This window comes from Chryseobacterium sp. AC405b (assembly GCF_979258685.1).
On the sequence record NZ_OZ409877.1, the window covers coordinates 712419 to 734637 of the forward strand.

22 protein-coding genes and 1 pseudogene are annotated in these 22219 nt (G+C 35.1%); 17 read left to right on the plus strand and 6 right to left on the minus strand.

Annotated features, from left to right (window positions below):
* Positions 1-78: 78 nt before the first annotated feature.
* On the minus strand, positions 79-2991 hold the full coding sequence (locus ACZZZA_RS03405) for a M16 family metallopeptidase (RefSeq protein ID WP_463429804.1): 2913 nt from the start codon (positions 2989-2991) through the stop codon (positions 79-81).
* 359 nt (positions 2992-3350) lie between these two features.
* Here ACZZZA_RS03405 and DarG point away from each other — a divergent pair, with 359 nt between their 5' ends.
* The 17 genes from DarG (at position 3351) to ACZZZA_RS03490 (ending at position 16289) form a co-directional block, all read left to right on the plus strand.
* Positions 3351-3773: a flexirubin biosynthesis protein DarG gene (gene DarG, locus ACZZZA_RS03410; protein ID WP_463429805.1), complete on the plus strand. Its 423-nt coding sequence runs from the start codon at positions 3351-3353 to the stop codon at positions 3771-3773.
* Positions 3773-4768 carry a BtrH-related acyltransferase DarH gene (darH, locus tag ACZZZA_RS03415; RefSeq protein WP_463429806.1) on the plus strand — a complete coding sequence of 332 codons (996 nt, stop codon included), beginning with the start codon at positions 3773-3775 and terminating at the stop codon, positions 4766-4768. Before DarG ends, darH begins: the two co-directional genes overlap by 1 nt.
* A 1-nt stretch (position 4769) precedes the next feature.
* On the plus strand, positions 4770-5522 hold the full coding sequence (locus ACZZZA_RS03420) for an ABC transporter ATP-binding protein (RefSeq protein WP_463429807.1): 753 nt from the start codon (positions 4770-4772) through the stop codon (positions 5520-5522).
* The gene (locus ACZZZA_RS03425) at positions 5512-6777 is read left to right on the plus strand and encodes an ABC transporter permease (RefSeq protein ID WP_463429808.1); all 1266 of its coding nucleotides are present in this window, start codon (positions 5512-5514) and stop codon (positions 6775-6777) included. The genes ACZZZA_RS03420 and ACZZZA_RS03425 overlap by 11 nt, the downstream gene beginning before the upstream one ends.
* A gap of 31 nt (positions 6778-6808) precedes the next feature.
* Positions 6809-7231: an acyl-CoA thioesterase gene (locus ACZZZA_RS03430; protein ID WP_463429809.1), complete on the plus strand. Its 423-nt coding sequence runs from the start codon at positions 6809-6811 to the stop codon at positions 7229-7231.
* The gene (locus ACZZZA_RS03435; protein ID WP_463429810.1) at positions 7228-8361 is read left to right on the plus strand and encodes a beta-ketoacyl synthase N-terminal-like domain-containing protein; all 1134 of its coding nucleotides are present in this window, start codon (positions 7228-7230) and stop codon (positions 8359-8361) included. Before ACZZZA_RS03430 ends, ACZZZA_RS03435 begins: the two co-directional genes overlap by 4 nt.
* Positions 8362-8399: 38 nt before the next feature.
* Positions 8400-8639 carry an addiction module protein gene (locus ACZZZA_RS03440; RefSeq protein WP_463429811.1) on the plus strand — a complete coding sequence of 80 codons (240 nt, stop codon included), beginning with the start codon at positions 8400-8402 and terminating at the stop codon, positions 8637-8639.
* Positions 8636-9478 carry a type II toxin-antitoxin system RelE/ParE family toxin gene (locus ACZZZA_RS03445; RefSeq protein WP_463429812.1) on the plus strand — a complete coding sequence of 281 codons (843 nt, stop codon included), beginning with the start codon at positions 8636-8638 and terminating at the stop codon, positions 9476-9478. The genes ACZZZA_RS03440 and ACZZZA_RS03445 overlap by 4 nt, the downstream gene beginning before the upstream one ends.
* Before the next feature lie 88 nt (positions 9479-9566).
* Entirely contained in the window at positions 9567-9842 is a 276-nt protein-coding gene (locus ACZZZA_RS03450) for a phosphopantetheine-binding protein (RefSeq protein ID WP_463429813.1), read from the plus strand.
* Between the two features lie 63 nt (positions 9843-9905).
* Positions 9906-11102 (plus strand): beta-ketoacyl-[acyl-carrier-protein] synthase family protein, encoded by a 1197-nt coding sequence (locus tag ACZZZA_RS03455; protein ID WP_463429814.1) that lies wholly within the window; start codon positions 9906-9908, stop codon positions 11100-11102.
* Positions 11102-12163: a beta-ketoacyl synthase N-terminal-like domain-containing protein gene (locus ACZZZA_RS03460; protein WP_463429815.1), complete on the plus strand. Its 1062-nt coding sequence runs from the start codon at positions 11102-11104 to the stop codon at positions 12161-12163. Before ACZZZA_RS03455 ends, ACZZZA_RS03460 begins: the two co-directional genes overlap by 1 nt.
* A gap of 120 nt (positions 12164-12283) precedes the next feature.
* Positions 12284-13039, plus strand: a complete 756-nt coding sequence (locus ACZZZA_RS03465) for a polysaccharide deacetylase family protein (RefSeq protein ID WP_463429816.1) — start codon at positions 12284-12286, stop codon at positions 13037-13039.
* Positions 13032-13658 (plus strand): flexirubin biosynthesis/transport protein LolA2, encoded by a 627-nt coding sequence (gene lolA2 / locus ACZZZA_RS03470; RefSeq protein WP_463429817.1) that lies wholly within the window; start codon positions 13032-13034, stop codon positions 13656-13658. The genes ACZZZA_RS03465 and lolA2 overlap by 8 nt, the downstream gene beginning before the upstream one ends.
* Positions 13624-14259: a flexirubin biosynthesis protein LolB2 gene (lolB2, locus tag ACZZZA_RS03475; protein ID WP_463429818.1), complete on the plus strand. Its 636-nt coding sequence runs from the start codon at positions 13624-13626 to the stop codon at positions 14257-14259. Before lolA2 ends, lolB2 begins: the two co-directional genes overlap by 35 nt.
* 1 nt (position 14260) lies before the next feature.
* Positions 14261-14635 carry a 3-hydroxyacyl-ACP dehydratase gene (locus ACZZZA_RS03480; protein WP_463429819.1) on the plus strand — a complete coding sequence of 125 codons (375 nt, stop codon included), beginning with the start codon at positions 14261-14263 and terminating at the stop codon, positions 14633-14635.
* On the plus strand, positions 14632-15117 hold the full coding sequence (locus ACZZZA_RS03485) for a hypothetical protein (RefSeq protein ID WP_463429820.1): 486 nt from the start codon (positions 14632-14634) through the stop codon (positions 15115-15117). Before ACZZZA_RS03480 ends, ACZZZA_RS03485 begins: the two co-directional genes overlap by 4 nt.
* The gene (locus tag ACZZZA_RS03490) at positions 15117-16289 is read left to right on the plus strand and encodes a DUF2062 domain-containing protein (protein WP_463429821.1); all 1173 of its coding nucleotides are present in this window, start codon (positions 15117-15119) and stop codon (positions 16287-16289) included. The genes ACZZZA_RS03485 and ACZZZA_RS03490 overlap by 1 nt, the downstream gene beginning before the upstream one ends.
* 24 nt (positions 16290-16313) lie before the next feature.
* Here the strand turns inward: ACZZZA_RS03490 and ACZZZA_RS03495 are convergent, their stop codons facing one another.
* From ACZZZA_RS03495 to ACZZZA_RS03515, 5 genes and pseudogenes are all read right to left on the minus strand, one after another.
* Entirely contained in the window at positions 16314-17963 is a 1650-nt protein-coding gene (locus tag ACZZZA_RS03495) for a C45 family autoproteolytic acyltransferase/hydolase (protein ID WP_463429822.1), read from the minus strand.
* Positions 17953-19488 (minus strand): phytoene desaturase family protein, encoded by a 1536-nt coding sequence (locus tag ACZZZA_RS03500; protein ID WP_463429823.1) that lies wholly within the window; start codon positions 19486-19488, stop codon positions 17953-17955. The genes ACZZZA_RS03495 and ACZZZA_RS03500 overlap by 11 nt, the downstream gene beginning before the upstream one ends.
* A gap of 241 nt (positions 19489-19729) precedes the next feature.
* Positions 19730-20615, minus strand: a pseudogene (locus ACZZZA_RS03505) (LpxL/LpxP family acyltransferase).
* Positions 20616-20705: 90 nt separating this feature from the next.
* Positions 20706-20960, minus strand: a complete 255-nt coding sequence (locus ACZZZA_RS03510; protein WP_463429824.1) for an acyl carrier protein — start codon at positions 20958-20960, stop codon at positions 20706-20708.
* Positions 20961-20964: 4 nt separating this feature from the next.
* Complete coding sequence (locus tag ACZZZA_RS03515; protein ID WP_463429825.1) at positions 20965-22185, minus strand: beta-ketoacyl-[acyl-carrier-protein] synthase family protein; 1221 nt, start codon at positions 22183-22185, stop codon at positions 20965-20967.
* Between the last annotated feature and the right edge of the window lie 34 nt (positions 22186-22219).

Here is a 22219-nt window from a genome sequence, read left to right on the forward strand (position 1 = left end):
AAATATCTACCTTAATTGATTCATCAAAAAAAGTGAGACATTTCTGTCTCACTTCAAACAATTTATATTAAATGAAAATTAATATCCGAAAATTTCTTCCAGGGTCACTTCTTTGAATTCTCCCATTTTATTGATTGATTCCATATTCAGGTTTTCTTTTTTCCCAATGATGGCGGTGTTGTATTTCAATGGTTTGATTTCAGTGTTGTAGAAGCTTGTCAGTTGTGGCAAACTTAATGTCTGAATCTCTGCATAAATATCTTTTCTGATGTCGTAATCAACACCCAGCTTTTTCAGTGCCATCTGGTTATAGAAAATATTGGTTCTGTTGATTCTGTTTGAGGCAATCTGCTTCAAGGCAGAACCTTTGGAATTCTCAAACTGAGCCGGAACTTGCGGGAAATCTGCCATCAGATCATTCATTGCATTGACAGCAAGAGGTAATTTGTTTGCCTGAGTTCCGATGTAGTTGGTCACATAGTTCGGGTGATCTTTTTCGTTTGCATTGGCAAAAGAAACATACGCAGAATATGCCAAAGATTTACTCTCTCTGATCTCCTGGAAAACGATAGAAGACAGACCACGCCCGAAGTATTCATTAAATACATTGGCTTTTCCGAAATCTGCTAAGTTCACATTGGTACCCTTAGCAACCTTAGCCATTTCCATCTGTACCATATCGTACCCTGTAAAATACACTTTCCCTTCAGTAGCCGGTTCTGCATATACTTTAGCTTTTGCAGGCTGCAGTTTTGTGTTGGCAACGAAAGGTTTTACAGCTTTCTCAAGACCGCTTTGATCTTGACCGTAGAGAAATAACTCGTAAGGATATTGGTTTAATGTTTTGATTTTTGAAATTAATTCGTTGACGTTGATGCTTTCCAGACGTTGCTTAGAAATAATATCCGTCATTCTTGAATCTTTACCATATTTCGCATAATTGGAAAGTGCCGCCATGATTCTCCCTTTATCTTTTTTAGCAACTTCTCTAGATTCTAAAATTGTTTTTACAGTCTGATCATAGATTGCTTTATCCGCTTTTGCGTTGGTTAGCCAATGGTTCAGAAGTTCAACTCCTTTCTTCATATTGCTTTCTAGTCCGCTTAGGGTAATAATAGTCTGATCATTTGAAGTTCTGAAATTGTTTGAGATTCCGAGCTTGTAAAATTCTTCTTTTAACTGTTCCGGTGTGTATTTATCAGTTCCTAAATATTGAAGAACACTCACCGCCAAACTCAATTCTTTATCGTTATCTGTACCAAAAGGGAAGATATAATTTACCTGCGCTACTTCGTTATAGTTGTTTTTAACGAAACTCACTTTTTTGTCTTTAATTTCTGATGTAGCAATAGCTGTTTTGTAATCAACAAACTGAGGTTTGATATCACCCGCTTTTGTACCTAAAATATCTTTAAGAAAAGGAGATTGTACATCTCTGTTTAGTTTAATAGGCGTAATTGCCGGGTTTTGCACACGTACCAGTTTATCATTTACTCCTTTTTCTTTGTAAACGACAGCGTAATTATCTTTAAAAAACTCATTGGCAAATTTTACAATATCTGCTTTGGTGATTTTCTCATACTCATTGATCTCGTCTAGTTCTTCCTGCCAAGTTCTTTCGTTAATGTAAGCTCCATACAACGTGGTTGCAAGACCGTCAGCAGTTTCCCAGCCTTTCATTCTCTGAACTTTCATATCGTTGACAATAGCTTTCAACATCCAATCAGGGAATTGACCTTTTTTAACTAAATCTAACTGTCCCAACAACAATTTTTTAGCTTCATCAAAACTCTGTCCGTCTTTCGGAACCACGTATAATGTAAATGCACCATACGTTTTATAAGGAGATTCATAAGCTCCCGCGCTTAAAACTTTTTGCTTCTGGGTGACGTTTAAATCAATTAAACCAGCATCTCCGCTATTGCTTAAGATTTCGCCAACCATGCTTGCTAATCTTGCATCTTTAGTTCCATAAGAATCTGATCTCCAAGCCATCGTCATTCTCGGTGCAGACGGACTTTTCACGGTTCTGCTTGCAACCTGTGTCATCGGTTCTTCAGAAACCATTTTTTTCATCGGAAGTTCTTTGTATTTGAACGTCCCGAAATATTGATCAACTAATTTTATCGTTTTGTCGAAATCTAAATCTCCAACCAAAACTACTGCCATATTATTTGGCACATAATACGTATCAAAATATTTGTGAATCGCCACCATTGAAGGGCTTTTCAAATGTTCTGATGTACCGATTGTAGTTTGCTGACCGTTTGGATGTTTTGGGAAAAGAGCTTCCATTAAAGCATAGTTTACCAAGCGGCCGTCGTTATCCTGAGCTCTGTTGAATTCTTCATAAACAGCTTCCAATTCTGTATGGAAAAGACGAAGAACCAATTCTGAGAAACGTTCTTTCTCTATTTTTAACCATTTTTCAAGCTCATTGGCAGGGATATTATTTTTGTAAACCGTTTCATCCAGCCAGGTATGAGCATTAGTTCCAGTAGCTCCCAAAGATGAAATTGCCTTGTCATATTCATTGGCAATTGCAAATTTTGAAGCTTCCTGAGAAACCTCATCGATTTTTTTGTAAAGTAATTTTTTCTTTTCAGGATCTTTTTCTGCTTTGTGCTGTTCGTAAAGATCAGAAATCTGTTGTAATAAAACTTTCTCTTTTGCCCAATCCTGTGTTCCCAAATGTGAAGTTCCCTTAAAAACCATGTGCTCAAGATAGTGAGCCAATCCTGTATTATCACTTGGATCGTTATTGGAACCTGTTCTTACCGGTACATACGTCTGGATTCTCGGAGCATCGTCGTTCTTTGCAAGATATACTTTCAACCCGTTTTTTAAAGTATAGACTCTCACTCCCGCCCGATCATTTTTCACAGTCTCGTACGTATAACCTTGACTATCAGTCGCAGTTTGCGTTTCAAATTTCTGTGCTGCTGCATTGATCATGAAAAAGAATGAAAGTGAAATAAAAATTTTCTTCATAGTAGAATTAATAAATCATTATAAGTATAATGATTAGTATAAGATTGTATCGGTTTTGTTACAGACAGATATAAAATGACTCATGAAATATCATTTTTAGAGCTGCACGGAATAAGATTTGCAAGTTATGGTATCATTAATCATTTAAAAAATTAATTATGAATACGAAAGTGATCAGGGCAAAATTGCCGTAAGCAATCTGGATCACCCACTAGTTTTATAATTTATTAGGACTTAAATCAAATGGAAGATCTGATAGACGTGTAAGCTTTCTCTTTGGAAAAAGAATTTGTTGTTCATTTTTATAGCTGAAGTTTTCATTAAATTATCCCTTCATTTTTACTAATTTAGCCAACTCAATGAAACTGCATTTTCCGAATGAAAAAAAAAATCTTCCTCAAGACGAAAGTAGCCTACAATCAGCAAATATGACCGAACTGTTATATGTAACTGATGAAAACGATAACTACACCACCGCCAACAGCATCGGATGGGACGCCAAAAAAGCAGCTTTGGACGAATCGATGGAGCTCATTAATGAAAGAATTGAAGAAGCAAAACAAAGTGTTGCTAACAACATCGTAAGCCCAATCATCTATTTTATGGAACTGAATAAAATGGATTTTCAGGTTTTGGCGGCGTATGTCGGGAAATGGCAATGGACGGTCAAAAGACACGCAAAACCGAAAATATTTAAAAAACTCAGCGACTCTACTTTACAAAAATATGCCGACACTTTTGGAATTTCGGTAAATGAACTAAAAAACTTCGACGGCAAATAATGAAATTGAATTTTGAACACCATCAGACAGCCCATTGTGAAAACGGTGTTGCTTCCAATTTACTTCTCAACAGAGGTTTAAAGCTCAGCGAGCCAATGATTTTCGGGATCGGGTCCGGATTATTCTTTGTATATCTGCCATTCTTAAAAGTAAATTTTTCCCCGGGTTTCAGTTACCGCCCAATGCCCGGAGCTATTTTCAGCAAAGCGGCAAAGCGTTTAGGCATTAAAATCAAAAGACAAAAATTCTCAAATCCTCAGGAAGCCCAAAAAGCTTTAGAGAAAAATTTAGAACAAAATATCCCGACAGGTTTGCAGGTAGGGGTTTTCAACCTCACTTATTTTCCTGAAGAATACAAATTCCATTTCAACGCCCATAATCTTGTGGTTTATGGAAAAGAAGACGGAAAATTCCTGATCAGCGACCCTGTGATGGATTTTGCGACAACATTATCAGAAGCTGAGCTTGAAAAAGTACGGTACGCCAAAGGTGCACTCGCTCCGAAGGGTCATATGTATTTCCCGATACACATTCCTGAAAATGTGAATCTTGAAGAAGCCATCAAAAAAGGAATCAAAGATACCTGTAAAAATATGCTCGCTCCAGTTCCCATTATTGGTGTAAAAGCGATGCGTTGGGTTGCGAAAAGCATCCCGAAATGGGCGGAGAAAAAAGGCACGAAAGTGACCAATCATTATCTGGGACAACTCATCAGAATGCAGGAGGAAATTGGTACCGGCGGCGGCGGTTTCAGGTTTATTTATGGGGCTTTTTTGCAGGAGGCAGCTGTGATTCTTAAAAATGATGAACTAAAAGAATTATCAAAAGAAATCACGATGATTGGTGATCTTTGGAGAGATTTTGCTGTGGATATTGCCCGCGTTTATAAAAATAGAAATTCAAAAAGCGATATTTACAATCAGCTTTCAAAATCGATGTTGCATATTGCCGATTTGGAGGAAGCTTTTTATAAGAAATTAAGAAAAGCGATCTAACGTGGAATATATCATCGAAATAAATAATCTTTACAAGAAATACAAAAATTCGGAAGAGTTTTCCGTTAATGATATTTCTTTGAACATCAATAAAAACGAAATCTACGGAATTCTCGGTCCCAACGGAGCGGGTAAAACCACCTTGATTTCTATGCTTTCAGGTTTAATTAAACCAACGTCGGGAAGTTATAAGATCAATGGTCTGTCGCCTCAAAAAAATGGCACAAAAATCAAACAACTTATCGGTGTAGTTCCACAGGAATATGCACTTTATCCTACTTTGACGGCTAAAGAAAATCTTTTATTTTTCGGAAGTTTGTATGGTTTGAAACATGCTTATCTTCACAAAGCCATCGATGAAGCTCTGGAATTAATGGGCTTAACGAAATTTGCCAATAAAAAAGTCGATCAGTTTTCCGGCGGAATGAAACGCCGCTGCAACCTCATCGCAGGAACACTTCACAACCCGAAAGTTTTGTTTCTGGACGAACCGACGGTGGGTGTTGATGTTCAGTCGAAAAAAGCCATTATTGATTACCTTTTAGATTTAAATAAAAAAGGAACGTGTATCATTTACACTTCGCATCACCTTTCCGAAGCTGAGGACTTTTGTACAAAAATATCAATCATCGACCACGGAAAAATTCACGCAAGCGGAACACCTGCAGAATTGATTGCTCAGGTAAACAATGCGAAAAATCTGGAAGAAGTTTTCATATCATTAACAGGAAAAGAATTGAGAGATGTTGTATAAATTGTGGAGAAGTTTTATCAAAGAAATTCTGTTGCTGAAGAGAGATTCCGGCGGAATTGTTATTATTTTCCTGATGCCATTACTGTTGATTATTACCATCACCTTAATTCAGGATTCTACCTTTAAAAATCTGGAAGGAACAAAAATCCCGATTCTTTTTGTAGACAATGACCGATCCGAGATTTCTAAAAGTATAAAGTCTGAACTGGAAGGCAGCAAAACTTTTGAACTTATTACTGATTTAAACGAAAAAGATGCTGAGAACGCCGTTTTCACAGGCGATTATCAAATGGCTATCGTTATTCCGGAAAATTTAACGAAAGATTTGAATTCTAATATTGATTCTAAAGTTCAGACGATCGTGAGCTCTTTTGGATTGGAAACAGATTCTACATCAGCAAAACCAGTATCTGTAAAAGCAAAAGATATTCATTTGTATTTTGATCCTGCAACCAATATGAGTTTCAAAAACTCTGTGATGAATGCCGTGAGCAAAATGGTTTTTCAAATAGAAAATAAAAAAATATACAAAGCTTTTCAGGACCAATTGGGAACGGATGACAGCCTGGAGGAAAGCAAAAACCTTATCAGTTTTAAAGAAATTTCGCCTATAAAAGACAAAAAAGAAATTCTTCCTAATTCTGTACAGCACAACGTTCCGGCTTGGGCATTGTTTGCAATTTTCTTTATTGTGGTTCCGCTTTCTATTAATTTGGTAAAAGAAAAAAGCCAGGGAACGAGCGTGAGAGTTCGTGTGAGTCCTACACCCTATTACATTCATATTTTAGGAAAAACATTTACCTATCTCATCATCTGCGTCATCCAATTTCTATTGATGGTTGCGGTTGGCGTTTACCTTTTCCCATATATGGATTTGCCACAGTTTGAAGTTGCCGGCAAATTATTCCCAATGATTATCGTGACGATTTTTGCAGGTTTGGCAGCCATAGGATTTGGCGTATTGCTTGGAACTTTAGCAGAAACGCAGGAGCAATCTGCACCGTTTGGCGCAACTTCTGTCGTAGTTTTAGCGGCAATTGGCGGAATCTGGGTTCCTGTTTTTCTGATGCCGGAATTTATGCAGAAAATAGCCAATTTATCACCAATGAATTGGGGTTTGAATGCCTATTACGATATCATTTTGAGAAACAGCGGCATTGCTGAAATAGCTCCTGAACTTTGCTTCCTGTTTTTATTTTATGTGTTGATGGTAAGTATTTCTTTAATTTATGAAAGAAAACTCCACAGCGTTTAATTGTTTTTAATTAAATTAATCTGAAAGAAATATGCAGTCGAAAGAAACGTTAAGTTGTAGAGAGGAAATACGTGTAAGATTCAACGAGACAGATCCACTGGGAATTGTTTGGCACGGACATTATATCGTGTATTTTGAAGACGGAAGAGAAGCTTTCGGAAGACAGCACGGTCTGACCTATCTCGATATCCAGAAAGCCGGATTTGTAACGCCGATTGTGAAAAGTACGTGTGAACATTTTCTTCCCTTGAAATATGGTGAAACCTTCAATATCGTAACAACTTTTGTAAATTCTGTTTCGGCGAAATTGATTTATAAATACGAGATTTTCAATCAAAACAATCAGTTGGTTTGTAGTGGAGAAACCATTCAGGTTTTTTTGGATTCCGATAATAATTTGTGTCTGTACAATCCAGAGTTTTTTCAGGCCTGGAAAGATAAAATGGGATTATGATGAAGGAAATTTACATTACCGATTACCACTGCATCACACCTTTGGGTTTTGATGTTGAATCAAATTGGAAAGCCCTTCTGAAAGGAAAATCCGGCGTGGCTTTGCATAAAGTCACAGATAATAAGGAAGCTTTTTATATTTCTAAAATTGATTCTGAAAAACTGGAAGAAGAATTTAATAAAAACTTCAACAATCACAATTTCACAAGACTTGAAAAAATGTTTTTGCTGAGCCTGAAACCTTTAGTGGAAAGACATCAGATCTCAGATGAAACTGCTTTTATTCTCTCAACGACAAAAGGAAATATCAGTTTATTAAAAAATGAAACTTCTTTACCGGAAGGTGTTTATCTTTCTAATTTAGCTCAAAAACTAGCTGATTTTTTCGACTTTAAAACCAAGCCGATTGTGGTTTCCAACGCCTGTGTTTCCGGCGTAATGGCGATTTCTGTCGCAAAAAATATGATTCAGGCAGGAAGGTATAAAAACGCTTTCGTAGTTGCCGGAGATGAGATTTCAGAGTTTGTGATTTCCGGTTTCAATTCTTTTCAGGCGATAGCTCCGGAACCTTGTAAACCTTACGACAAAACCCGCAACGGAATTAATCTGGGTGAAGCGACAGCGGCAGCTTACATCACTTCTACTCCGTCAGAAAGCGAAAAATTTAAGTTTAAAGTTTTAGGCAATTCTGCGATTAACGATGCAAATCACATTTCCGGACCGTCGAGAACGGGTGACGGACTGTTTGCCAGCATTCAGAATGCAATGAAAGAAGCGAAAGTTTCAGCAGAACAAATCGATTTTATTTCCGCTCACGGAACGGCAACTATTTATAACGACGAAATGGAAGCCATTGCTTTCAACAGAATGGATCTGCAGAATGTTCCGCTCAACAGTATGAAAGGCTATTACGGTCATTGTCTAGGTGCTTCCGGACTTCTGGAAAGTATTATTTCAATGGAATCTGCCTTGAACAATATTTTAATTCCATCTAAAAACTTTGAGGAAATGGGTGTTTCCCAGGATTTGAATATCATTAAAAAAAATCAGTCAGCGGAAATTAAATATATTCTGAAAACAGCTTCCGGTTTTGGTGGATGTAATGCGGCAATTGTTTTGGAAAAAACATAAATAATTTTGTAATTTTGATAGAATTAAAGTTTTAGGAAATGGAATCTCCTTTAGAAATCAGAAAAAGAATTCACGAATTTGTTGATATTGCAGATGAAAGAATTCTGCGTATTATCAATGGAATCATCAATGCCGAAGAGCAGGAAGATAATTATCCATCGGTTCCAGATTGGCATTATGATGAAATAAACGAAAGACGAGAAAAACACTTAAGCGGAGAAAGCAAATCATACACTTGGGAAGAAGTCAAAGAAAAAGCAAAATCTGCTTTGAAATGACCTATGAATTAATTTTACAGGAAGAAGCAAGTCTGGAAATTCTGGAAGCGTATATATATTATGAAGACGCACAAGAAGGTTTGGGAGAGAAATTCATGAAACATCTGGACAAGTATTTACAAAAAATTCTAAACAATCCAAAACATTTTCAGCTTAAAAAAAATTACAGAGAAGCTTATATTCACAAGTTTCCATACCTAATTGTTTTCGATATTATTGATTCCAAAATCATTGTACTCTCTGTTTTCAAATACTCATCAAAATCCAATAAGAAAGCCTTAAACTTTTTGAAAAACTCAATGAAGAAAACAGATATTTGCACCATAGAAAATTCAAAAATAATCGTCAACGAACAAATTATTTTTGAAAGCCCAACCGAAAATTTCTCAGATTTCGCTAAAGAAGCTTATAAAAGTTTAGAACTGAATTATCCTAAATTTCATAAAATGGATAATCTGAGCAAATTGGCATTTCTCGCCTCAGAAATGATTCTGAAAAACGACGACCACAGCAAAACTGCATTGGTTTTCGCTAACAAATCCTCAAGCCTCGACACTGATTTTAAATATCAGGAAAGTATTAATTCTCAAGACAATTATTTCCCGAGTCCTGCTGTTTTTGTGTACACTTTACCAAACATCTGTGTCGGTGAGATCAGCATTAAACATAAAATGCAGACCGAAAATGCTTTTTTTGTTTTGGATGAATTTGATGAAGATTTTTTAAACTTATACGCAAAGCAGATTCTCCAATCTGGTAAGGCTGAAAAAGTCTTATGCGGCTGGGTCGAACTATATCAGGAAAGTTATACAACTTTTGTATATTTGCTAACTGCGTAATTTAACAATATAACATTATACAATGTAACAATACGATTCAGTTTAATTGGTAAACTGGTACATCAATACATTGGTAAATTTTTGAAAAATGGAAGATTTAAAATTAGAATTAAAAAACAAAATTATAGAAGTTCTTAATCTTGAAGATGTTGCAATAGAAGAAATTAAAGATGCAGATCCGTTATTCGGCGGCGGTCTTGGATTGGATTCTATTGATGCTTTGGAATTAATTGTTCTTCTTGACAAAGACTACGGAATCAAACTTGCCGACCCGAAAAAAGGAAAAGAAATTTTTCAATCTATTGAGGTTATGGCAAAATACATCGAAGAAAACAGAACAAAACAAATTAATTTACCAATCTGACAATGTAACAGTCTAGCAATAATTGGTAAACTGTTACATTGATACATTGTTACATTTGTAAAGATGAGTCAAAAAATTGCTATCACAGGAATGGGCATCATTTCCGCCATTGGTAACAATGTTGCGGAAAATTTCGTTTCGCTGACAACTGGTAAACACGGTATTTCAGATATTGAAATGTTTGAAACACGCCACGCCGGAAACATTAAAACAGGCGAAATAAAATTATCAAATGAAGAACTTGTGCAGAAACTTCAGCTTAATGGAGATAATAACGCTACAAGAACCGCTTTATTAGGAATGGTTGCAGCAAAAGAAGCTGTAGAAAGTGCCGCAATTTCGGATATTAATGAATACAGAACCGGGCTCATTTCCTCTACAAGTGTAGGCGGAATGGATATTACCGAAAAATATTTCTACACCTACGAAGATTTTCCTGAAAAGCAAAAATATATCGATTCACATGATGCCGGAAGCTCATCATTAGCAATTGCCGAATTTCTTGAGTTAAAAGGAATGGTTTCTACCATCAGCACCGCCTGTTCTTCTGCAGCCAATGCCATTATGATGGGTGCAAAACTGATTAAAAATGGCGTTCTTGACAGAGTGATTGTCGGTGGAACAGATTCTCTTTCAAAATTTACTTTGAACGGTTTTAATACGCTAATGATTTTAACGGATTCTTACAACACTCCTTTTGACAACGACAGAAAAGGTCTCAATCTGGGTGAAGCAGCCGCTTTCCTCGTTTTGGAATCTGACGAGGTTGTGAAAAAAGAAAATAAAAAAGTGCTCGCTTATCTTTCCGGCTACGGAAATGCCAATGATGCGCATCATCAAACTGCTTCATCAGAAAACGGACAAGGTGCTTATTTAGCTATGGAAAAAGCTTTGAAAGTGTCAGGTTTAGATAAAGAAAACATCGATTACATCAACGTTCACGGAACGGCAACGCCAAATAATGATTTATCGGAAGGCATTGCAATGATCAGGATTTTTGGAGAAAACCAAGTTCCGGAATTCAGTTCTACAAAAGCGTTTACGGGTCATACTTTGGCAGCGGCAGCGGGAATTGAGGCAGTTTACTCAATTTTAGCAATGCAGAACAATGTGATTTTTCCAAATTTGAATTTTAAAACCAAGATGGAAGAATTTGATCTGACGCCGGTTACCGAACTGAAAGAGAAAAATATCAGTCACGTACTTTCCAACTCATTTGGGTTTGGAGGAAACTGTTCAACTTTAATTTTTTCTAAATAATGAGTGCAGTTTATATCAATAGTGCAGCCTGTATATCGGTTCAGGACACTTTGAACGAAAATTTCTTCGATACTTTAAAACCCGAAAATTCCGTTCAAGTTTTAAATGCCATTGAACCCAATTACAAAGAATTCATTCCTCCTGCGATGAGCAGAAGAATGTCTAAAACTGTAAAAATGAGTTCAGTTGCTTCCACAAAAGCATTGCATGAAGCAGGAATTGAAAAACCGGACTCCATCATCGTGGGAACCGGAATGGGCTGTTCTCAGGATTCGGAAAAATTCCTTAAAAATGTACTGGAAAACAATGAAGAATTTTTGACTCCAACGTTTTTCATTCAGTCAACACACAATACGGTTTCCGGACAAATCGCTTTGAGATTGCAATGTCACGGGTATAATTTCACCTATGTAAACCCTTCTTCATCGCTGGAGTTTTCTATGTTGGATGCTCAACTTCAAATCAATGATTGCGAAGCTTCAACTGTTTTGGTGGGTTCTACAGACGAGCAAACCGAAAGAACAATGGAATTGTACAATCTGAATAATTCCATTAAAAAAGAAGAAAATCTTCCTGCTGATTATTTGAATTCTAAAACTGAAGGGGTGATTTGGGGCGAAGGTTCGAGCTTTTTCGTTTTAGGAAAAGAAAAAACTGAAAGTTCGTATGCTCAACTGAGAGACATTCAGATTGTTAACAGGTTAGAATTACATGAAACTCAAAAATTCATTGAGGATTTTTTAGCGAAAAATAATGTAACCAATCAAAATATAGACGCTGTCATTTTAGGTTTCAGCGGAGATTCTGAATCTGATGTTTATTATAAAAATGCTTCCGAATTATTCCAAGATTCTTCTTTATTATATTACAAACATTTGAGTGGCGAATTCAATACAGCAAGTGGTTTTTCGACATTTATGGCTTGCCATATTCTTAAAAATCAGGAGATTCCGGAAGTAATGATGATGAATGATGTGAAGAACGAAAATATCAAAAATATTCTTTTATACAATCATTTGAGAGGAAACGACCACAGCTTGGTTTTGCTGGAAAGGGCTTAATAACTCTGAGTAATATTTGAAAAGTAAGTTTGTCATTCCGTAGGAATCTCTGCATAGATTGTTTAGATTCCTACGGAATGACAAAAAGACCGTTGAGGTTTTAATCCAAAAACAATAAAGATGAAACACCATCCATTTATAATCTTTTATCTTTTCTTGAATCTCTTTATTTATGGATTTCAAGCAACTATTTGGGTCTACATCTTTTGTTTCATTCTGTTTTCAGCGGTTGTTATTTGGGGTTCATTTGATGTTCAATTAGGATATTTTGTCAACAGTTTTACTCGTAAAAAAACAAAAATTAAAGAAGTTGCTCTGACATTCGATGATGGCCCGACAGAATTTACACCGAAATTTTTAGATTTATTAAAAGAAAACAATATCAAAGCAACGTTTTTCTGCATCGGAAAACAGATAGAAAAACATCCCAAAACATTTCAGAGAATCATTGCGGAAGGTCATTCGGTTGGAAATCATACTTTTTCACATTCCAATAACACCGGATTTTTATCCACGTCAAAAATGACTGAAGAAATTGATAAATGTGATGAAGTTATTCGAAAAATTGGGAATATCAGCACCAATTTATATCGACCACCTTTCGGCGTCACCAACCCGAATATTGCGAAAGCCATCAGGAAAATGCAGAAGGCAAGCATCGGCTGGAATGTTCGTTCGCTGGACACAGTCATTCAGGATGAAAAGAAAATTTTTAAAAAAGTAACGAAAAGTTTAAAAAAAGGAAGCATTATTCTGCTTCACGACACTTCGGAGAAAACTTACAATGTTTTGGTTGAATTATTGTTATTTTTGGAGCGTGAAAAATATTCGACTTTCACTATTGATATAATGATTAAATCTAAAAATAATGATTAAAAATATAGCTCTTGCAGCATTTATATTAATTTCAAGTTTAGTTTTTGCTCAAAATATAGCAATGACAGCTGCAGAATCAAAAATTTTTGTCAATAAAATCTCATCCGAAAGTAAGAACATCAAAACTTTACAAAGTGATTTCGTTCAAACCAAAAAAATGGATTTTCTGGATAAAAACATTGTCACGCAGGGTAAAATGTCTTTGAAATCTCCAAATACACTAAGTTGGAAATACACAAAACCTTATCAGTACAGTATTATTTTTAAGGAAAATAAAATTTTTATCAACGATCAAGGGAAAAAATCTTCTGTCGATGCAAAAAGTAAAACCTTTGAAAAAATCAATGAATTAATTGTAGGAAGTTCAAACGGAAAGATGTTCAGCGATCCTGAATTTTCTGTCGTTTATTTAAAAAATTCAACTTCGAATATTGCTAAATTTACTCCAAAATCTGCTCAATTACTGAAATACATTAAGCAAATAGAACTTCATTTTCCTAAAAATCAGACGACAGTTTCTCAAGTGAATATGACGGAAGCTTCTGGAGATACCACAAATATTGCTTTTAAAAACACCAAAATCAATGCGCCGATTCCTGATTCCGAGTTTTCTTTGTAGTTTAGTTTTTCTGCTGATTGTTTCATGTACAACCTATCAGCTGAAAGATGTAAAATCGGTTTCGAATTCTGAAAAAACAGTTGAAAATCTGTATTTTTCATCAAAAGAAGATTATGTGTACAAATGCCAAATGGATATTTATAAAAATCACATCAGCGGAATTTTAATCATTAAAAAAATCTCTGAAACCACGCACAGAGTTGTAATGACTTCAGATTTCGGCAACAAAATGATCGATTTTGAAATTTCTGAAAATGATTTTAAGCTCAATTATGTTTTGGCAGATTTAGACAAAAAAATGGTTATTAATTTTTTACGAAATGATTTCCAGGAGTTGTTGAGACAAAAATATTCTGTAGCTGAAACTTTTGAAAATAATGATTCTAAGATCTATCTGGCAAATCTCGATAAGAAAAAATACTATTTATACTTCAACAAAGAAAATGGTTTATTAGATCAGATCATTTACACGAATAAGAATAAGGAGAAAATCGATTTTACTTTTGTTGCCAAAAAACCTACTTTTGCAGAGACCATTGATCTTAAGCACAAAGATTTTAAGATTAACATTCAACTCTTTCAAATAACCGAAACAGAATAAAATGCAAACCATACTTACAGATTTTTATACTTTAGAAAGCTACGACAAAGCAGAAAACGGAAGTTTTACAGCAAACATTAGACTTAACAAAGACCACGAGATTTTTAAGGGTCATTTTCCCGGAAATCCTGTTACACCTGGAGTTTGTATGATGCAGATCGTAAAAGAACTAACGGAAGAATTTTCAGGCAGAAAACTTTTCCTAAAATCGGCGTCTAATGTAAAGTTTATGGCCATCATTAATCCTTTTGAAACACCGGAATTAATAATGCAATTAGACATTAATGAAGGTGAAAATGAGATGAAAGTAAAAAGTACCACGTCATTTGGCGAGACTATTGCATTGAAGATGTCAGTTAATTATACTAAAATATGAAACTCTTACTTTCATTCCTAGCTGGTTTATTTTTTCTTTTTCAAAGTGGCGACATCGAAGCTTTGAGAAATTCATATTCTAAAGCAAATCAATCTGTAGACGGTGCTAAAAATTTTATTCAACTGGCAGATAAGAAATCTTCCTCTGATCCTGTAATTTCTGCTTACAAAGCTGCTGCAAATATTCTTGAGGCTAAAGTGACCACAGAAAAAAACAAAAGAAAATCTTTTGTAAAATCAGGAGCTACCAGTCTTGAGAGCGTTATAAAAAACAATCCGAATAATGTAGAATTGAGACTTATCAGGATGAGCGTTCAGGAAAATATTCCTAAAATTGTGGGCTATAATTCAAATCTAAAAGCTGACAAGACTTTTATCCTCAATAATTATGGTAAACAGAACGCAGCTTTAAAAACATATATCAGAAAATTTGCTATGCAGTCTAAAACAATGACCGCAACTGAAAAAAATTCATTAAAATAATGATACTTTCTGAAGTGAGAAATGCAATTATCCAAAAGAAAATCTGCGTTTTAATTCCTACCTACAACAATCATAAAACTCTGAAAAGAGTGATTGACGGCGTTTTGGAATACACTGAAAACATTATCATTGTGAACGACGGTTCTACAGATTCTACTTCAGAAATTTTAAAAAATTATCCTCAACTTACCACTCTCAACTTACCTGAAAACAAGGGTAAAGGAAATGGTCTGAAGACAGGCTTCAGAAAAGCGAAAGAATTGGGTTTTGAGTACGCAATAACCATAGATTCTGATGGGCAACATTATCCCGACGACATTCCTGTTTTTGTAGAAGCTTTGATGAGCGAAGGTGACGATGTTTTACTCATCGGAAACCGAAACATGTCGCAAGAGGGAATTCCGAAAAAAAGCAGCTTTGGAAATCGATTTTCTAATTTCTGGTTTTGGTTTGAAACGGGAATCAAACTTGAAGATACGCAATCCGGTTACAGACTTTACCCGTTAAATAAGATTCCGAAGAAATATTTTACTCCAAAATTCGAGTTTGAAATAGAAATTATTGTAAGAACTGCCTGGAAACGCATTCCTGTAAAAAATGTTCCTATAAAAGTACTTTACGATCCTGCGGAAAGGGTTTCACATTTCAGACCATTTAAAGATTTTACGAGAATCAGTATTCTGAATACTATTTTGGTAATTATCGCTTTAGTGTATATCATTCCAAGAAATTTCATCCATAATTTCAGAAAGAAAAGTTTTAAACAATTCATCAAAGAAGATGTATTGGAAAGTGACGGAGACAACAGAACCAAAGCATTTTCAATTGCGCTCGGAGTTTTTGTTGGCTTTTCACCATTTTGGGGATTCCATACGTTGCTTGTGATTTCTTTGTCGGTGCTTTTCAAGTTGAATAAGGTTCTGGCTTTTGTTGCATCGAACGTGAGTTTACCACCATTCATCCCTTTTATTATTGCTGCTTCACTTTTTTTAGGATCGCCTTTTATTGCCGGAGACAGCAATGTTTTTAGTCGGGAATTAAATTTTGACCTGGTGAAAAATAATTTTCTCCAATATTTTATCGGAAGCTTGATCTTAGCAACCTCAATGTCTTTTATTGCAGGATTATCCACGTTTTTATTTTTGAATAAAGTGCGTCCGGAGAATACTTAATCAAATAACGCAGTTTTTACTAAATCACTTTAATTTTTTTAAAGTTTTCCTTAGATACTTCTCAATATTTTCTTTATCCGGAATCGTGGTGATTTCCTTATTTAAAGCGTTTTCAAATTCAATTTTTGCTTTCTTATAATTTTTTTGACGGAAATAATATTTTCCCGATTGATAATAAACCAGCCAAAAGTCAGGATTCAAAGACTGATAATGATTGATAAATTCTTCTGAAAGTAATGTGTTCTCATCTTCAAATTGAGAACCAAGTTTTTTGAATTCTTCATAATTTTTAAACTCTTGAGAATCTACAAAATCATCTTTTGCAATATTGAGTTTTGAAGTAGCCAGTTCGTTATTTTGAAATCTGTTTTCAGAGAAAATTTTATTTAAATCGTAACAGACAAATTCGCCCAGCTGATAAGGATCTGATGATACCCAAACCAATCTTTTCTCAGGCGAAAAAACTACAGCGTGATGTGCTAAAAGCTGATTGATCGCTTTCTCATTTCCAAAACCAATGTTCTTATCTTTCAATCCTGATTTGTCTCTTAAAACAGCAACCATTTTCTCAGGATTCATTGTAGGATTTTCCTGCAACAATTCTTCAAGCTTTTCGTAGCGGTATTCAGAATGGCTTTCTGTAATATGTTTTTGATTTCTTTTATCGTTTTTGTAAGCATCAGACTGAAAATGATTGGTACAAAAAATTTTGTTTGAATTAAGCACATCATATACACCGAAATTCTTAGGTGAAACTTCAATAATCACTGCTTTTTTATCTTTTGCGCTACCTACAAGTATAGATTCAGATACAAAAACCTTCCGTTTTTTAGCAATCGCTACCGCTTCATCAATATTTTCAGCAAATTGCAAAATCTCTCTTGTAACCAAAGAAATAGGCGTCTTCGCCGTCAACGGAATTTTAGATTTTCCTGCATTGATCGTAACTGTAATTCCTTCTTTATTCATTCCGGAAACTACGCCAATCATTCCCGGCCAGCTTACAGACATATAAGGAATTCCGTTTTCGGGTTCTACAAACTCAATTAATTTATTTTTAGCAAATTCTTCTCCGACAGAAAAATCAAAATTTCTCCCTATCAGCAAATTACCGTCTTCACTATTCTCATTCCATACGGCGAGAGAAGTACAGCCAACCACCATCAAATCCTGCATTGCATGACCAATATCGTGAGCACCGTGCAGATACATATTCCGCTGGAATTTGGGAGCAATAAAATTATACCTATCTGACGAATATTGAGATAATCCGTACAATTCAGCCTGGAAGTCTTCTCTCACATTCAGATACATTTTCCGGTTGTACCATTTCAGAAAACCACGCAAAAGATTTTGTTTAAATTTTGAAGGAACAAAACTTTCCACTTTTGAGAAGAAAATTTCTTCCTGTTTCTGCATCAAATTTTGAGTGAGTGCTCCATTGTTATAACCTAACTGCAAGGGATTCCCCTTAATATACAGTTCCCAGATCTGATGATGATTTTTGGTTAAATAATTATGATTAAAGCTGAAAGTAGAGTCGTTGATTTTATTGACTTCAGGAACTTCCAAAGCATATTGTTTTACATCAGGAATATGTTTTACAGATTTAGAAATCCCACAGGAAGTGAGATTTAAAATAAAAAGCAAATAAACGTAACCTCTAATTTTCATCTGTTTGATTTAAAAATTCAGTTAAACGTTCATCAATTACTTCTTTACCTATAATTTCAGCGCAGGTATTGAATGCACCAATTGTACAGCCTAAAATGCCGTGCAGGTTGACGGACTGTCCGGTAAGGAAAAGGTTTTCAATTTTCATGCGTGGTGAAACCATTGTTTTTAGAGGGTTTTCAGAACTTTTAATGTATCCGTACATATTTCCTTCAAAACTACCAATATAATCGCGGTAAGACAGAGGTGATGACGTATATGTATTCTTTATAAATTCTCTCAGATTTGGAATTTTCTTTTCCAAAGCCTGAATCATTTTTTCAGCTTTTTCAAGTTTAAATTTTTCATACAACTCATCTCTTTCCTTTTGATTTGCTATTGTGTTGAACGTATTTTCCCATTCTTTGACCTCTTCAAAATCCATATAAGAAATTGCGGTCAGGCTTTCAGCAAATAGAGGATGTTGTTTTGAAGGTGTGGATGAAAGCATATATGTTTCCGGCCAGTTTTCTTTTTGATAACGATAGGAATTCCAAACTAAATCTTTAGAGGAAAAGTGATAGATATTATGATTAAAATTTGAAATGACATTCGGTTTTAAAACCAAATATACACTGAAGCACGAAGAAATCGGTTTCCAGCTTTGAATTCTGTTGAGAAATGATTTCTTTAATCTTTTTTCACCAATCAATTTAATTACGGAACGGATTTCTATATTTGAAATAAACTGTCTGGCAAAATATTCTTTCCCTGCTTTTGTTTTAACAGAAGTTAATGTATTGTTTTCACCAAAAACAAATTCTGAAACTTCAGAATGTTTATGAACATCCGCACCATATTCCCGTAACTTTTTGAGGAGCAGTTTAGAAATCTGGCTTCCGCCTTTTACACATTTATAAGCACTTTGAATGTAAGAATTGACCGTCAAAGCATGAACATAAAATGGTGTATTTTCAGAATCTCCTCCGTAAAGAAAATTTGAACCTAATAAAACTGCCTGAAGTTTTTCGTTTGAAGTAATTGATTCTATGAATCTTTTGGTATTAAGATGCAAAATTTCTTCGCTGTAATTGTTTTTTCCGACCACATTATATCTCGGGAAACAGTTACAAACACGTTGAATTTCTTCACAATAATTTTCCAGATTTTCTTTTTCATCAGGAAAATATTCTGAAAGTTTTTTTACAAAATTATCATAGCCTTGAGCATGAGGATATTCGATTTCATCATGATCAAAAGTGATTTTGTCATAACTGTTTTCATCCATTTTCTGAAGTTCAAGATCATTGATAATTCCTAAATAAGAAAAAAACTGATGGAGATTTTGCCCTTTTGACAGTCCGCCAAGGTAATGAACGCCGGTATCGAAAATAAGTTTATCTCTGGAAAATGTCTGCAAGTTTCCGCCATACTGATTGTTTTTTTCAAGAACACAAACTTCAAAGCCTTCTTTCGCTAAAATCAAAGCCGAGACAAGTCCTCCCAATCCGCTACCGATAACCAATATGTCGTATTCCTTTTTCAATTACAATTGTTTTGTTTTTAAAGTGAAAATCACATCACTTTTTTTATTAGACCGACATTTCGGTGCTTCGCACCTCTCCACTTTATTTTATATATTTTCTACCAGCATCTCACTGATTCTCAGTTTTTAGAAAGATGAATGCATTCAGCCCGACTTGATCGGAAACCTTTTTAGCTGGAAAAGCTTAGCAAAAAAGATTGGAGGCTAAAGACGGAATAAGCTGTCATAAAATTATTGAAAACTAATCAATGTCATCCCAAAAATCGAAGTAATTGAACCATTGTAACGGATATCTTTTGATCATCGATTCAAGATTTTGAGTGTATGAACTTAAAAGTCCCTGTGCATCGCGTTTTTTGACCTGTTGAGCGACTCTTGCGTACAAATGATAATGCAGGTTTTTTTCTTTCATCACATAAACATACACGACAGGAACACCCAATCTTGAAGCAATAAGAAACGGAACCGGCAGGAAATTTCGCAGTTTTTCCTAGCAAATCTGCCTCGAGAAATTTTGAGCCTTCGAAATAACGATCGCCCGTGAAACAAATCAGTTCGTTTTTAGATAAAGCTTCATTAATGTCGAAAATATGCGACATATCGTCTTTTACGTAGATGAATCTGATGTTGCTCTGTTTTACAGTAACACTTTCCAAATATTCTTTAATTACGGTAACTTCCTGATCTGTTGTGACTAAATTGATTTGGCAATCGAAATCTATATCTGCAAAAAAATGCTCGGCAATTTCAAAGTTTCCGATATGTGCGCTGATGAGAACGCCTCCTTTTTTTTCAGCTAAAAGATTTCTTAGGTTTTCGATTCCGTCAAATTCGTAGGTGTATTTTTCTCTTAATCCTGCGGAAATAGCAGTTTTGTCTATTAAGACTGTTCCGAATGTGAAGTAACTTTTGAATATCGAAATTTTGGACTTCCAATAATCATAGTGTAATCTTTTTTGAAAATAATAGGAAATGTACTGATTGCTTTTTTTTTCGAAAAGTGAATAGTAAGTCGCCACAAAATAAAGGACAAAATAAGAACTTCGGATTCCCAAATTTCTAATGCACCAAACGAAGATTTTATACCCTAGGATTGTACCTTTAGACTTGCCTTTCCACTTGTTCATAATTTTAATTTAACAATGTACAATAAACATTGGTAAACTGCTCACTTTGATACATCTTATATTATTAAGGAGTAAATATTTAATCAATAACTATGCGTTTTTCTCAGTGATTTTATCTTCGATTGCAGAATAGAAATCATCAAAGGTGATGATGTTTTTAAAATCTGCTTCTCCTAATTTCACCCCGAAATTGGATTCGATGATCACCACCAAATCGATATAATCTAAACTGTCTAAACCCAAAGTCTTCTTGAAATGGGCGTCATTGCTGATCTCATCACCATCCACTTCAAATTCATTGATCAAAAAATCATTAGCAATGGCAACAATTTTTTCTCTTTCCATCTTTTTACTCAAATTTTTTAACGATTAATGCAGAATTTGTTCCTCCGAATCCGAAAGAATTGGACAAAAATACGTCAATTTTTTGATTTTTAGTTTCAGCGATCAGATTTATCTTTTGAGCATCTTCATCGGGATTTTCTAAATTGATATTGGGAGCGATGAAATCATTTTGCATCATCAAAATAGAATAAATAACCTCACTTGCACCTGCCATCCAACATTCGTGTCCGGTCATGGATTTTGTAGAACTGACAGGAACTCTGGTTCCGAAAATCTCATGAATTGCTTTTGCCTCATTCGTATCTCCTAAAGGTGTGGAAGTTGCATGAGCATTGATATAATCAATATCTTTCACTTCTAAACCGGATTGTTTTAAAGCTCTGTTCATTGCTAAAGCCGGACCGTCAATATTCGGTGTAGAAATATGTCCGCCGTTTGAAGAAAAACCGTAACCTACAATTTCTGCAATGATATTTGCGCCTCTTTTCTGTGCAGATTCTAAGCTTTCAACAATTAAAGAAGCTGCTCCTCCACTGGGAATCAAGCCGTCTCTGTCTGAATCAAAGGGTCGGGAAGCTTTTGCAGGCTCATCTTCTCTTACAGAAAAAACGCCTAATCCGTCAAAACTCGCCATTGCATATTTATTGGTTTCCTGAGCACCACCACAAAGAATGATCTCCTGAAATCCATTTTTTATCATCATATAAGCCAGCCCCAAAGAATGAGAACCACTCGCACAAGCCGCACTTATGGTTAAATTAATTCCTCTTAATTTAAAAATGGTAGAAAGATTCATCGTAACGGTGGAGTTCATCGATTTGAAAATCGCCCCGGAACCCATTAAAGTGGTATCTTTTTTTTCTCTTGCAATGTCTATGGATTCAACTACTGCTTTAGAAACGCTGTCATTTCCGTATAAAATTCCGACTTCATTATCGTCTAAAAAGTCCTGGTCAATCACTGCCTGTTTTAGAGCATCAAGTGTTGCGAGATAAGCATATTCGCTTTCTTCGCCCATACTTATACGTTGGCGTCTGTTGAGAAGATTTTTAAGATCCGGTTTGGGAACGAATCCGCTAAGACCCGACCTGAAACCAAATTCTTTTCTTTCATCGACTAAAACAATCCCGGATTTACCTTGATAAAGGGATTCTTTCACTTCTTCCAAAGAAGTTCCGATGCAAGAATAAATTCCCATTCCGGTAATGACTACCCTATTTTCCATTCTATAAATTCAAGGTTAAAAGTTTAAAATTAAA

Coding starts and splice junctions, on each gene's coding strand:
- ACZZZA_RS03405 (WP_463429804.1), bottom strand. CDS start 2,991: ATGAAGAAAATTTTTATTTCACTTTCATTCTTTTTCATGATCAATGCA.
- DarG (WP_463429805.1), top strand. CDS start 3,351: ATGAAACTGCATTTTCCGAATGAAAAAAAAAATCTTCCTCAAGACGAA.
- darH (WP_463429806.1), top strand. CDS start 3,773: ATGAAATTGAATTTTGAACACCATCAGACAGCCCATTGTGAAAACGGT.
- ACZZZA_RS03425 (WP_463429808.1), top strand. CDS start 5,512: ATGTTGTATAAATTGTGGAGAAGTTTTATCAAAGAAATTCTGTTGCTG.
- ACZZZA_RS03430 (WP_463429809.1), top strand. CDS start 6,809: ATGCAGTCGAAAGAAACGTTAAGTTGTAGAGAGGAAATACGTGTAAGA.
- ACZZZA_RS03435 (WP_463429810.1), top strand. CDS start 7,228: ATGATGAAGGAAATTTACATTACCGATTACCACTGCATCACACCTTTG.
- ACZZZA_RS03440 (WP_463429811.1), top strand. CDS start 8,400: ATGGAATCTCCTTTAGAAATCAGAAAAAGAATTCACGAATTTGTTGAT.
- ACZZZA_RS03445 (WP_463429812.1), top strand. CDS start 8,636: ATGACCTATGAATTAATTTTACAGGAAGAAGCAAGTCTGGAAATTCTG.
- ACZZZA_RS03450 (WP_463429813.1), top strand. CDS start 9,567: ATGGAAGATTTAAAATTAGAATTAAAAAACAAAATTATAGAAGTTCTT.
- ACZZZA_RS03455 (WP_463429814.1), top strand. CDS start 9,906: ATGAGTCAAAAAATTGCTATCACAGGAATGGGCATCATTTCCGCCATT.
- ACZZZA_RS03460 (WP_463429815.1), top strand. CDS start 11,102: ATGAGTGCAGTTTATATCAATAGTGCAGCCTGTATATCGGTTCAGGAC.
- ACZZZA_RS03465 (WP_463429816.1), top strand. CDS start 12,284: ATGAAACACCATCCATTTATAATCTTTTATCTTTTCTTGAATCTCTTT.
- lolA2 (WP_463429817.1), top strand. CDS start 13,032: ATGATTAAAAATATAGCTCTTGCAGCATTTATATTAATTTCAAGTTTA.
- lolB2 (WP_463429818.1), top strand. CDS start 13,624: ATGCGCCGATTCCTGATTCCGAGTTTTCTTTGTAGTTTAGTTTTTCTG.
- ACZZZA_RS03480 (WP_463429819.1), top strand. CDS start 14,261: ATGCAAACCATACTTACAGATTTTTATACTTTAGAAAGCTACGACAAA.
- ACZZZA_RS03485 (WP_463429820.1), top strand. CDS start 14,632: ATGAAACTCTTACTTTCATTCCTAGCTGGTTTATTTTTTCTTTTTCAA.
- ACZZZA_RS03490 (WP_463429821.1), top strand. CDS start 15,117: ATGATACTTTCTGAAGTGAGAAATGCAATTATCCAAAAGAAAATCTGC.
- ACZZZA_RS03495 (WP_463429822.1), bottom strand. CDS start 17,963: ATGAAAATTAGAGGTTACGTTTATTTGCTTTTTATTTTAAATCTCACT.
- ACZZZA_RS03510 (WP_463429824.1), bottom strand. CDS start 20,960: ATGGAAAGAGAAAAAATTGTTGCCATTGCTAATGATTTTTTGATCAAT.
- ACZZZA_RS03515 (WP_463429825.1), bottom strand. CDS start 22,185: ATGGAAAATAGGGTAGTCATTACCGGAATGGGAATTTATTCTTGCATC.